Genomic DNA, 12,785 nt, shown 5'->3' with positions numbered 1-12,785 from the left:
TGGCCGATTCTCGTCCCATGAGCACAGTGAATGTTCCAGACGGCGTGCAGAACGAGGTCCCGGCGACTGCGCGACCGCGAAGCGGCCGGTGGTGGGCCTACCTCGGGGTCCTCGCCGGCGTAGCCGGAATCGTCGGTATCCAGGCGAGCATGTCGATCGACGCGGTCTACGCGGAGGCGTCGGCCGGTGACCCGGTCGCCATCATGAACGGCCTCGCCGGACAGCGCACCGGGATCCTCGTCATGCACGTGTCGATCATGACCGCGGCGCTGCTGATCCTCGTGTTCGCCGCCGGGCTGTCCCAGCGGCTGCGAGCCGCATTGCCCGCCGAGAGCATCCTGCCGTCGGTCGCGGCGTTCGGTCTGGTCCTGACGTCGGCGGCGTGCCTGCTGGGGACCGGCCTGACCACCGAGCTGGTGTTCGGTCTCGGTGACACGGACCAGGTGGTGCCGGAGTTCGCGGTGGTCGGCGGCCACTGGATGGGCACAATCCCGTGGCTGTGGGAGGGCGCCGGGGTCAGCGCGCTGGCGGTGGCCGTCGCACTGCTGCGCGGACAGGCGGGCCCGCGGTGGATCGGCTGGGTCAGCCTGGTCCTTGGCCTGGTGACGGCCGTCATCGGCGTCTCGCCGCTGCAGTACCTCGCCGGGTTCACCGGACCGCTGTGGGTGCTGGTGAGCGCGATCGGCTTCGCTTTCGCCGACACCGTGCGCGAGTAGGGGAGATACTCGTTCGCATCATGGTGAAGCAGAAGGACACTCGAATGACCGAGGGGTCGGCAGGTACGGGCGGTGCGCCCATACCAGCCGCTGTCATGGCGGTGTCCGCGTGGATCCTGGTCGTCCTGTCCGTGGTGGCGTTCGTCCGGGCCGATCCGGGCATCGATTCGAACCAGTTGTTCTTCCTGGTGGACGTCGTCGGGGCGGCGGTCTACGGGACCGTGGCGGGCGTCGTCCTCGCGCGGCGGGTGCACCCCGTGCCGATCATCATGGGGCTCACCGCGATCGGCGTGGGTGTCGCCGCGCTGAGCTACAGCTATTCGCAACTCGCGGTCGTGCATCCCGGGCTGCCGTGGGTCGACGTGCTGTCCCCGCTGCAGAACACGGCGTGGATTCCCGGGACGCTCAGCCTGTTCCTGATCGTGCCGTGGCTGATCCGCGACCACCCGCTGGGCGTCGGCGCGAAACTCGGCGTCCTCGCGGGTATCGCCGCGACGGCCTGGTACTTCTGGTCCCGCACGTTCACGGACATCCCCGCGATCTGGGTGATCGCGCCCGTTCTCGTCGTCGGCTCCGCGGCGGCAGCGGACTGCGGGTGGCGGTGGCGGCACGGCCCACCCGACGAGCGTGTCGGGCTCGGATGGATGTGCCTCGGCACGGCGCTGATGACGGCCGCATACGTTCCGTTGGCACTGCCCGCGTCACTGCCGGGTCTGTGGGTGCTCAACCCGTTGGTGCACTTGGCTGTTCAGGCGTTCTATCCGGTCGCGATCCTGGTGTGCATCCTGCGCCAGCGCATGTGGGGGCTGAACCTCGCCGTCAGCCGCGCGACGGTAGCCGGCACCCTCACCGTCCTGCTGCTGGCGCTCTACGTGGTGGTGGCCACGGCCGTGACGGCGCTGCTGCCCGAGGGTGATTCGGTGGGGGCGCAGGTGGTCGCGGCGGGTGTCGTCGCCGTCGCGGTGCAGCCGGTCCGGCTGTGGCTGCAGCGGCGGGTGCACCACCTCGTCTACGGCGAGGGCGCGGATCCGGCTCGCGCCGTCCGCACCCTGGGCCGGCAATTCGGCAGCGCCGAAACCCCGGAACAACTCCTGGAGGGCCTCGCTGCCGGCGTGGGCGTCGCATTGCGGCTCGAGTCCGTGTCCGTGCGGCACACCAGCGGGGTTGCCGCGGTGTGGGGTTCGGCGACGGGGCACGCCGAGTCGGTGGAGCTGGTCCACCGCGGTGCGGTACTGGGGACGATGGTCGTCACGGCGCCACCGGGGGAGTCGCTGGGGACGCGCACCCGCCGATCGCTCACCGAACTGTCGGCGGTGGTGACTGCCGGCCTCGTCGTGCTGCAGTCGGCGGAGAACCTGCAGGAGGCGCGACGCCGGCTGGCGTCCGTGCGACTGGAGGAGCGGCAGATGATTCGCCGCGAACTGCACGACGGACTGGGTCCGTCGCTGGCGGGTATCCGACTCGGCCTTCAGGGCGCCCGGAACCTGCTCGGCTCGGACCCGGCCGCCGCCGCGGAACTCATCGACGCGCTGCAGGAGCAACTCGACCATCAGGTGGAGGGCGTCCGGCAGCTGTCCCGCAGCATGTTCCCGCCGGTGCTCGACGAGCTCGGACTGGTCCCGGCGCTGCACGAACTGGCAGCCAACCAGTCGCGCAGCGGATTCCAGCTGCGGGTGCAGGCCGATCCGCCGCCGGGGCTGGGTGCGGAGATCAGCGCCGCCGCGTACGGGATCGTCGTCGAGGCCGTCACCAACGCGCGCAGGCACAGCGGCGCCGACGGCTGCCGGGTCGACGCCACGTTCGCACGGGAGATGCTCACGGTCGTCATCCACGACGACGGGTGCGGGTTCGATCCGGCCGGGGGCGGCGGCGTCGGAACCCGGTCGATGCGCGAGCGGGCCCACGAACTCGGCGGCACGCTCCACATCGAATCCGGCCGTCCGACAGGCACGGTGGTCACGGCCCGGTTACCGTTGACCGCATCATGAGCGCAGGCACCACGAATTCCACCACGTCGTCCATCCGGGTAGCTGTCGTCGACGACCACCCGGTGTTCCGGCTGGGGATGGTCGCGTTGCTGTCGACCCTGGACGGCATGGAGGTGGCCGCGCAGGCCAGTTCGGTCGCAGAGGCGCTCGACGTCGTCGACGGCGACGTCGACGTGGTGCTGATGGACCTCGAACTCGGGGACGGTTCGGGGGTGGACGCCACCCGGCGGCTCGTCGAGCGGCATCCCGCACTGCGGGTGCTCGTGGTGACCATGCACGAGGACGACGAATCGCTGGTCGCGTCGGTGCGCGCCGGGGCTCGCGGCTACCTGGTGAAGGGGGCAGATCCGGGAGAGGTGGAACGGGCGGTCCGAGCGGTCGCCAACGGTGAGGTGATCCTCGGCGCCGCGGTGGCGGCCCGTGCGATGAGCTTCATGGCCGCCTCGCGACGGGTGGGTCCCACGGTGTTTCCCGAGCTGACCGACCGGGAGCGTGAGGTCCTCGACCTCGTCGCCCGCGGCTACGACAACGCGAGCATTTCGCGGCGGCTCGTGCTGAGCCCCAAGACGGTGCGCAACCACGTGTCGAACGTGCTGGCCAAACTCGGTGTGCCCGACCGTCCCACCGCGATCGTCCGGGCACGGGACGCGGGTCTCGGCCTCGAAGCCTGACCGCGCGGGGTCACACGCCCGCGGTCGACGTCGTCGGGACGAACCGGATGCCGGGGCCCGTGTCGTCCGTGTTGGTCGCAGTCGGTCCGGCGCCGGGGGCCGCCACCCGCACCTCGGGGATCCGCCGCGGCGACGGACCGATCGGCGGCGTGTCCCGCCACACCGGCTGCGCCTCCTGCAGTTCCAGGACGATGGAGATCAGCGACGCCTCGGACCACGGAACCCCGCCCAGTTGCACCCCGAACGGAATGCCGGTGGCCGCGGACCGGCCCACCGGGGTGCAGACGACCGGTGCCCCGCGTAGTTGGCCCAGAAGTAGTTCTCCCGTGCACCGGCGAACACGCTCGAATCGGAGAACGCGTCGCGCCGCACCCCGTCGGTGAGGGAGCCGGGACGCAGAATCGCATCCAGCCGGTGCTCGGCGAACATCCGGTTGTAGTCGTGCTGGAAGCGCAGCCGTGCGCGTTCGAGAGCGAAGTAGTCCGCGACAGGCAGGGCGAGGCTCGCCATCGCCGCGGTCGCGGCGAGCGCCGACTCCGGACCGTACGCCGGGAGCCGGTCCGCGAACTGCCGGTGATACGAGCCGAACTCGGCATAATCTCCGCTCAGCAGCCCCTTCGGGACGTCGGGCACGGTCACGTCGACGACCTCGCCGCCCAGCGCGGACCAGGTCGAGGAACGCGGAGAACAGAGACCCGATCGGGCCTGGCAGCTCGGCGGCGACACCGCGCGGCAACCCGAAGCGCGTGCCGGACAGTGGGCGTGACCCGCCCGCGGCGGTCAGCGGGTAACCCTCCGCGGGAACGTCCGGACCCACCGACGTGCTGGGATCGTCGACGTCGACGCCCGCCATGTGGCTCAGGAGCAGCGACGCGTCGGCGACACTGCGTCCCATCGGACCGGTGTGATCGCGCGTCCAGGTCAGCGGAATCACCCCGCTGGTGCTGCACCGGCCGAACGTCGGTTTGATCGACGTGATCCCGCACGCGCTCGCGGGAATGCGCAGCGACCCGCCGGTGTCGGTTCCCACCGCACAAGGCGCGAATCGTGCGGCGAGGGCGGCGGCGCTGCCACCGGACGAGCCGCCCGGCGAGTACTCGACGTCCCACGGGTTCCCCACCTGCGGTGTGGCGGTTCCGACGGCGAACTCGTGGGTGTGCGCGTGGCCCATCAGCACCATGCCCGCGTCGCGCAGTTGCCGCCACACCCCGGAATCGCCGGCGGCGATGTTGCCCTCGAGGACGCCGCTCGACGCCGTCACGGGCAGCCCGGCCACCGCGTACAGGTCTTTCAGTGCGATCGGCAATCCGCACACCAGCGGCGCGGACCCTGCCGCCAGCCGCTGCGCGGCCGACTCCGCGGCCTCGTACGCCTGCTCGGGGTAGATCCGGATCCACGCCCCGATGCCGCCGTCGTGCGCGGCGCTGCGCGACAGGCACGCATCCAGAAGTTCGCGCGGATGCAGCGCCCGGGACTGCAACAGCGACGCGGCCTCGACCGCGCTGAGGAGAGCCGGATCGGACGCGGTGATCGTGCCAGGAGACGGCAGTCGGAGAGCCGGGTTCGCCGACGCTCCGGCACGCCCCAGCCCGGCAACGGTCACCGCACCCGCGGTCGCGGCGCCGAACAGTTGCCGGCGGGACAGTCGGGTGGTCACAGCGTGTTCTCCTCCGCTCGGGTCGGGTCGAGCGCCGCGTCATTACAGCACGAAAGGTCGGGCCGGGCATGGCGGAGATCGGCCGATCGTGATCGCCTGGGTCACGATCCAGGATCGCTTCGGTCCTTCCTTCCGTTTTGCAACACGTTCTAAGGTGGACGTGCCGGGGTATGCCCCGTGCAGAGCGCCGTGTGCACGGTCGGCGTCGACGCAAATAAGGAAGGAACATTCCACAGTGACCACAGAGGCATTCATTTATGAAGCCATCCGCACCCCGCGTGGCCGCGGAAAGAAGACCGGTTCGCTGCACTCGGTCAAGCCGATCTCGCTGGTCACCGGCCTGATCGACGAGCTCCGCGCCCGTTTCCCCGACCTTGACGAGGATCGCATCTCGGACCTGATCCTCGGCGTCGTCACCCCCGTCGGCGACCAGGGCATGGACATCGCCCGCGTCGCGGTCAACGACGCCGGACTTCCCGACACCGTCGGTGGCGTCCAGCTGAACCGGTTCTGCGCGTCCGGACTCGAGGCCGTCAACACCGCCGCACAGAAGGTGCGCTCCGGCTGGGACGAACTGGTCATCGCCGGTGGCGTCGAGTCGATGTCCCGCGTGCCGATGGGCTCCGACGGTGGACCGTGGGCGCTCGACCCGGCCACCAACTACGACAACTACTTCGTTCCCCAGGGTGTGGGCGCCGACCTGATCGCCACCATCGAGGGCTTCTCTCGCGAGGACGTCGACGCGTACGCCGTCCGCTCGCAGGACCTCGCTGCGAAGGCGTGGACCGGCGGTTACTTCGCCAAGTCCGTCGTCCCGGTCAAGGACATCAACGGCCTCACCGTCCTCGACCAGGACGAGCACATGCGTCCCGGCACCACGCTCGCGAACCTCGCGGGACTCAACCCGTCCTTCGCCGGCGTCGGCGAGATGGGCGGCTTCGACGCCGTGTCGCTGCAGAAGTACCACTGGGTCGAGAAGATCAACCACGTCCACCACGGCGGCAACAGCTCCGGCATCGTCGACGGTGCCGCACTGGTCCTCGTCGGATCCGAGCAGGCGGGCAAGGACATGAGCCTGACCCCGCGCGCCCGCGTCGTCGCGACGGCCACCAGCGGTGCCGACTCCACGATCATGCTCACCGGCCCGACCCCGGCCTCGAAGAAGGTGCTCGCCGCCGCCGGTCTGACCGTCGACGACATCGACCTCTTCGAGATCAACGAGGCATTCGCGTCCGTCGTGCTCAAGTTCCAGAAGGACCTGAACATCCCCGACGAGAAGCTCAACGTCAACGGCGGTGCCATCGCGATGGGTCACCCGCTCGGAGCCACCGGCGCCATGATCACCGGCACCATGATCGACGAGCTCGAGCGTCGCAACGCCCGGTACGCCCTCATCACCTTGTGCATCGGCGGCGGTATGGGCGTCGCCACCATCATCGAGCGCGTCTGACCGCCCGGACCATCAGGAGACTTGAAGCAGTGAGCGAGCAGAACATCATCAACTGGGAGCAGGACGCCGACGGCATCGTCGTGCTCACCATCGACGATCCCAACCAGGGCGCGAACACCATGAACGACGCCTACATCTCCTCGATGAAGGCGACCGTCGACCGCCTCGTCGACGAGAAGGACTCCATCACCGGTGTCGTCATCACGTCCGGCAAGAAGACGTTCTTCGCCGGCGGCGACCTGAAGAACATGATCAAGGTCGGCCCTGAGAACGCCGACGAGATCTACAGCCACAGCGTCGCCATCAAGTCGGACCTGCGCCGCCTCGAGACGCTCGGCAAGCCCGTCGTCGCCGCCATCAACGGTGCCGCGCTCGGCGGCGGACTCGAGATCGCGCTTGCCACGCATCACCGCGTCGCCGCGGACGTGAAGGGCGTCAAGATCGGCCTGCCCGAGGTCACCCTCGGTCTGCTGCCCGGCGGCGGTGGCGTCGTGCGCACCGTCCGCATGCTCGGCCTGCAGAACGCGCTCATGCAGGTGCTGCTCCAGGGTCAGCAGCGTGGACCGGTGCAGGCCAAGGAGGTCGGACTCGTCGACGAGGTCGTGTCCTCGGTCGAGGAGCTGGTGCCCGCCGCGAAGGCGTGGATCAAGGCCAACCCCGAGGGCGGCGTCCAGCCGTGGGACAAGAAGGGCTACCGGATCCCCGGCGGCACCCCGTCCACCCCGGCGTTCGCAGCCAACCTGCCCGCGTTCCCCGCGAACCTGCGCAAGCAGCTCAAGGGTGCTCCCATGCCGGCACCGCGCGCCATCATGGCCGCCGCCGTCGAGGGTTCGCAGGTCGACATCGACAACGCGCTCCTCATCGAGGCCCGCTACTTCACGTCGCTGGTCACCGGCCAGGTCGCGAAGAACATGATCCAGGCGTTCTTCTTCGACCTGCAGGCCATCAACTCCGGCGCCTCCCGCCCCGAGGGCATCGAGAAGACCTCGATCACCAAGGTCGGTGTGCTCGGTGCCGGAATGATGGGCGCGGGCATCGCCTATGTGTCCGCGAAGGCCGGCTTCGACGTCGTCCTCAAGGACGTCACCATCGAGGCCGCCAACAAGGGCAAGGCGTACTCCGAGGGCATCGAGGCCAAGGCCCTCTCGCGTGGCAAGACCACCGAGGAGAAGTCGAAGACGCTGCTCGACCGCATCACGCCGACCGCCGACCCCGCCGACTTCGCCGGTGTCGACTTCGTCATCGAGGCCGTGTTCGAGTCGCAGGACCTGAAGCACAAGGTGTTCCAGGAGATCGAGGACATCGTCGAGCCGACGGCCCTGCTCGGCTCGAACACGTCGACCCTGCCGATCACCGGGCTGGCGACGGGTGTGAAGCGTCAAGAGGACTTCATCGGAATCCACTTCTTCTCCCCCGTCGACAAGATGCCGCTCGTCGAGATCATCCGCGGCGAGAAGACGTCCGACGAAGCCCTCGCGCGCGTCTTCGACTACGTGCAGGCCATCCGCAAGACGCCGATCGTCGTCAACGACTCGCGTGGCTTCTTCACCTCGCGCGTCATCGGCACGTTCATCAACGAGGCCATCGCCATGCTGGCGGAGGGCATCGAGCCCGCCACCATCGAGCAGGCAGGCATGCAGGCCGGCTACCCGGCGGCACCGCTGCAGCTGTCCGACGAGCTGAACCTCACGCTGATGCAGAAAATCCGCAAGGAAACCGCGGAAGCTGCGAAGGCCGAAGGCAAGGAACTGCCCGCCGATCCGGCAGGCGACGTCATCAACACGATGGTCGACAAGTTCGACCGCAAGGGCAAGCTCGGCGGCGCCGGCTTCTACGACTACGCCGACGGCAAGCGCACCGGCCTGTGGTCCGGTCTCCGGGAGAACTTCGGTTCCAAGGAACTCGAGGTGCCGTTCCAGGACCTCATCGAGCGCATGCTGTTCATCGAGGCCATCGAGACGCAGAAGTGCTTCGACGAAGGCGTGCTCCTCACCACCGCCGACGCCAACATCGGCTCCATCATGGGTATCGGCTTCCCCGCCTGGACCGGCGGTGTGTCGCAGTACATCCAGGGCTACGAAGGCGGCCAGGCCGGCTTCGTCAAGCGCGCTGAAGAACTCGCTGCCAAGTACGGTGAGCGCTTCACCCCGCCGGCCTCGCTGAAGTAGCAGGCGGCTCCGCCGCCCGTGCGTGGTTAGGGAGTCTCTGGACTCGTTAACCACGCACGGGCTGAGTTATCCCCAACCTGTGGGTTATCCACAGGGCAATCCATTTCCCCAGGTGCGACACCGAGACCCGTCGGGGGTCTCGGTGACCGTGCCCGGTATGACCTCTACACAATTCGCCGCCCTGAAAGATGTCGCCGACGCGCAGTTCGGCCTGATCACCCACACGCAACTCCACGCCCTCGGGTTTCCCCGCAGCAGGGTCCGGCACCGCGTCGAATCCGGTCGATGGCAAGCTGTGCTCCACGGTGTCTATTCGGTGAGCAACGGACCGGTCACTCGTGAGATGTCGCTGGAAGCCGCGCTGCTCTTCGGAGGCAAGGGCGCAGTCCTCAGCCACCGCACGGCCGCCGAGGAATGGCACATGATTCGTGTCGATCCGGCACGCCCCGTGCACATCACTGTTCCTTACGGAAGATCGGCTATCACCCAGCCTCCGACCGGTGTCGGTGCGGGCCTCGCGTCGGTCAGTCTGTGCCACCGGGAAGGAACTGTCGTGCATCCGGGAGTCGTCGTGCACCGGTCGAGGGCGCACGATTACATCGCCGTCGACACGGATCCGCCTCGGACGATGCGAGCCGACACTGCGCTCGACCTCGCGATCGCCGAGCCCACGGCACGGGGACGCCTACACCCGGCTCGTCGCTCTCGTGACCAATGCCCGGATCCCACTGCGCGACATCCGGCGACGCATGGGGGAGCGACGACCGCGTCGGTACGGCAAGGCGCTCGTGGATGCGGTACGACTGCTCGCCGACGGAGTGCAGTCGGTGCTCGAATACCGCTACGCCACCGACGTCGAGGACGCGCACGGGCTCCCACGGGCGCGGCGGCAGTCACCCGTGATCGTGGACGGGCGAACCCTCTTCGAGGACTGCGACTACTCCGACCACGGTGTGCCGCTCATCGTGCGACTCGACGGTCGCCGCGCGCATGCCATGGCAGAGGTCGCGTTCCGGGACCGTCGACGCGACAACGCCGCGGAGCTGCAGGGGCGCCCACGGCTCGTCTACGGGTTCGACGAGGTGACGAAGAATCCGTGTGTAGTGGCCCGTGAAGTGGCGACCGTGCTCGTGCGGGAGGGGTGGATCAGGCCCGGCGAGAGGCCGTGCCCGGCTTGTGAGTGGTCAAGGAGTGCAGAGACTCCTTAACCACTCACGGGCGGCGGAGCCGCCTACTTCCACCAGGGACGCAGCGGCACATGCGCCTCGCCCTTGGGGCCGAGCTTGACGGCGAGGACCTGGTGCAGCTGAACGACGTTGCGTTCGAAGCCCAGTCGCGACCCGGCCATGTAGAGACCCCAGACACGTGCGGTGCCTTCACCGACCTCGGCGACGCAGGCATCCCAGTTGTCGACGAGGTTCTGGCACCATCCGGCGAGGGTGAGTGCGTAGTGCTCGCGCAGATTCTCCTCGTGCCGCACCTCGAGTCCGACGTTCTGGATTTCGGAGATGATGCGTCCGGAGCCGGTGAGTTCGCCGTCGGGGAAGACGTACCTGTCGATGAAGCCGCCTGCGCGTGCCTGACTCTGGTTGTCGGGCCGGGTGATGCAGTGGTTCAGCAGCCGGCCGCCCTCGCGGAGCTTGCTCTGCAGCAGCCCGAAGTAGGCGGGGTAGTTGCCGACGCCGATGTGCTCGGTCAGGCCGATCGACGAGATGGCGTCGAATCCGGTCTCGGGGACGTCGCGGTAGTCGGAGAACCGGACCTCGGCGAGGTCGGACAGTCCTTCTTCGGCGATGGCCTTCTGTGCCCATTCGGCCTGTTCGCGGGACAGGGTGGCGCCGATGACCTTGACGCCGCGGCGGGCGGCGTACCGGACCATCGATCCCCAGCCGCAACCGATGTCGAGCAGTCGGTCGCCGGGCTGGAGGCCGAGCTTCTCGAACACGAGGCGGTACTTGTTGTCCTGCGCCTCTTCGAGGGTCTGCTCGGCGTTCTCGTAGCAGGCGCACGTGTACGTCATGGACGGGCCGAGGACATACTCGTAGAAGGTGTTCGAGACGTCGTAGTGGTGGTGGATGACCTCGGCGTCGCGGGACTTGGAGTGCCGCAACCCTTCCGCGACTCGACGCCACCGCGGGAGATGCTCCTGCGGGGGAGGGGCGATGGGGCGCAGCAGATCCCAGCCGAGCGAGCGGGTGATGGCGGCGAGAGTGAGCGCGGACGGACGACGGAAGTGCAGTTCGTCGCCCATCACGCGGAGGATCTCGTACGGGTCGCCGGGGTGGACGCCGCGGGCCTCGAGGTCGCCGGACACGTAGGCCCGGGCCATGCCGAGGTCGCCGGGGGCGGTCGCCAGGTAGGTGGTGCCCCGGGTGGTCTTGAGGTGGAGACCGTAGGGGGCGTCCTCCGGGCCGGCGGCGCTGCCGTCGTAGGCGGAGAACCGCAGGGGGAGCATGCCGTCGGACAGAGTTTCGAGAATCTCTGCGATGGTCAGCTTGTGGTCTTGGGAGTGTGAAGCTTTCAGAGTTGTCATCGACGTTGCACCGCCTTGGAGAAAAGGTCCAGTAATCGTGATTTCGGGTCGTAGCGTTTTTTCAGTTCCGTGTATCGATCGCCGCCGTAGTAGAGGCGTTCGAAATCTTCTCGTGAATAGTACGAATCGGAGTAGAGGGACTTGTGTCCGTCGAAGTCACTGACCTTGTCTTCGATCAGCCGATTCGCGGCCCCCTCGGGTCGGCCCGGAACGATGGGCACCGATGACCAGAATCCGATGTTCACGTACGTGCGTTTCGGTTCGAGGGGGTACAGGGGCCAGGGGCGTTGCGAGGACGCGCCGGCGGGGGCGGGTTCCCGCAACCGCAACGGGCACAGCCACAGCGGTTCGATGGGGATCTCGTCGAGGAACCAGCGGACGAAGTCCGCGGTGCGCTCGATGGGCACTTCGACGTCCTGCACGACGCGTTCGCGCGGCGGGTTGCCCTTGCGCTTCTCGAGGCGGTCGCCGATGTCGTACTTGTGGTCGAGGGCGATGAGCTTCCAGTAGAAGCTGCTGCGGAGGAGGTTCTTCGGCCACAGCCGGCGGATGGTGGGGTTCTGGGCGCCGAAGGCGCGCGAGCACCAGAACCAGTCGGTGTCCCAGCGCCACAGGTAGTCTCGGATGGTGAGTTTGTCCGTTTTGGGGTGGTTCACGGAACTGTGCCGGATGGACCGGTAGAAGATGCTCTGCCCGGTGTAGTCGCTGACGGGGCCGCCCTCGTCGGTCTGATGGCCCAGCGTCAGGTAACTCTCGGACGCGGTGAACACGACGCCGTCCAGGTAGTCGACGGGGATGCCGTCGTGGACGCGCTCGGTGACGATGCGATCCATCGCCGACTGCAGCTCGTCCAGGGAGTCGAAACGCAGATGGCGCAGTGCCACATACCGTTTGACGGGCTCGAGCTGGATGCGCAGTCGTGTGGAGTAGCCGAGGGTTCCGTAGGAGTTGGGGAATCCCCAGAACAGGTCGGAGTTCTCGCCTTCCGGTGTCGCGGTGACGATGTCGCCGCTTCCGGTCAGGACGTCGATCTCGAGGACCGATTCGTGGGGGAGCCCGTTGCGGAACGACGTCGACTCGATGCCGAGGCCGGTGACCGCGCCGCCGAGTGTGATGGTCTTGAGCTGCGGAACCACCAGCGGCACCAGCCCGTACGGCAGGGTGGCGTCCACCAGGTCTTCGTACGTGCACATTCCGGCGACATCCGCGGTCCGGGTCTGCTCGTCGACCGAGATGACTCCGCCGAGGCCGGAGACGTCGAGGCCGGGTGCGCTGGTCTGGGCCCGCGCCCGGAACAGGTTGGACGTCTTCTTCGCGAGTCGCACGGTGGCGTCCGTGGGAATCGCGCGGTAGGACGCGAGAAGCCGTTCGACGCCGGCGCGGTGAGCGTCGATCCCGGTGACGGGCAGAGTGCGATGCGCACGGAAGGGGCGTCCACCCTCCCGCATGCTTTTCAGTAGTTCAACCGAAGAGGCAGCCACACCCTGACGCTATCCCTCTCCGCGGGTTCAGGCCACGCATATCGGCGCGGTCGACCGAAGATTCACACAAATGTCTCATCAATGTGCGGGTCGTGACCACGTCGAAGTGAGCTACCTCACA

General features: G+C 68.2%; 7 protein-coding genes and 2 pseudogenes. 6 read left to right on the top strand and 3 right to left on the bottom strand.

Going from position 1 to position 12,785, the window contains the following annotated elements; genetic code table 11:
- Window positions 1–17: 17 nt before the first annotated feature.
- The 3 genes from CJ177_RS18950 to CJ177_RS18940 are packed head-to-tail and all read left to right on the top strand — an operon-like array spanning window position 18 to window position 3,375.
- Window positions 18–716, top strand: a complete 699-nt coding sequence (locus CJ177_RS18950; RefSeq protein WP_179443254.1) for a hypothetical protein — start codon at window positions 18–20, stop codon at window positions 714–716.
- 44 nt (window positions 717–760) lie between these two features.
- Window positions 761–2,704, top strand: a complete 1,944-nt coding sequence (locus CJ177_RS18945) for a sensor histidine kinase (protein WP_095868804.1) — start codon at window positions 761–763, stop codon at window positions 2,702–2,704.
- Window positions 2,701–3,375 carry a response regulator transcription factor gene (locus tag CJ177_RS18940; protein WP_095868352.1) on the top strand — a complete coding sequence of 225 codons (675 nt, stop codon included), beginning with the start codon at window positions 2,701–2,703 and terminating at the stop codon, window positions 3,373–3,375. The genes CJ177_RS18945 and CJ177_RS18940 overlap by 4 nt, the downstream gene beginning before the upstream one ends.
- Window positions 3,376–3,385: 10 nt before the next feature.
- On the opposite strand, the pseudogene CJ177_RS18935 reads toward CJ177_RS18940, so the two are convergent.
- Window positions 3,386–5,032: pseudogene (locus CJ177_RS18935) on the bottom strand (amidase).
- A gap of 235 nt (window positions 5,033–5,267) precedes the next feature.
- Here CJ177_RS18935 and CJ177_RS18930 point away from each other — a divergent pair.
- The 3 genes and pseudogenes from CJ177_RS18930 (at window position 5,268) to CJ177_RS18920 (ending at window position 9,858) form a co-directional block, all read left to right on the top strand.
- A complete protein-coding gene (locus CJ177_RS18930) occupies window positions 5,268–6,482 on the top strand; it encodes an acetyl-CoA C-acetyltransferase (protein WP_025431690.1) in 1,215 nt (404 codons plus the stop codon).
- 29 nt (window positions 6,483–6,511) lie between these two features.
- Window positions 6,512–8,650, top strand: coding sequence for a 3-hydroxyacyl-CoA dehydrogenase NAD-binding domain-containing protein (locus CJ177_RS18925; protein ID WP_061041142.1), 2,139 nt, complete (start codon window positions 6,512–6,514; stop codon window positions 8,648–8,650).
- Between the two features lie 157 nt (window positions 8,651–8,807).
- Window positions 8,808–9,858, top strand: a pseudogene (locus tag CJ177_RS18920) (type IV toxin-antitoxin system AbiEi family antitoxin domain-containing protein).
- 23 nt (window positions 9,859–9,881) lie between these two features.
- Here the strand turns inward: CJ177_RS18920 and CJ177_RS18915 are convergent.
- A complete protein-coding gene (locus tag CJ177_RS18915; protein ID WP_005248649.1) occupies window positions 9,882–11,183 on the bottom strand; it encodes a class I SAM-dependent methyltransferase in 1,302 nt (433 codons plus the stop codon).
- Window positions 11,180–12,631, bottom strand: coding sequence for an FAD-binding oxidoreductase (locus CJ177_RS18910; RefSeq protein WP_005248648.1), 1,452 nt, complete (start codon window positions 12,629–12,631; stop codon window positions 11,180–11,182). Before CJ177_RS18910 ends, CJ177_RS18915 begins: the two co-directional genes overlap by 4 nt.
- Window positions 12,632–12,785 lie beyond the last annotated feature (154 nt).

It is taken from the genome of Rhodococcus sp. ACPA1 (genome assembly GCF_002300195.1).
Taxonomy (GTDB): domain Bacteria; phylum Actinomycetota; class Actinomycetes; order Mycobacteriales; family Mycobacteriaceae; genus Rhodococcus_F; species Rhodococcus_F opacus.
This window is presented reverse-complemented; position numbering and strand designations above follow the sequence as displayed.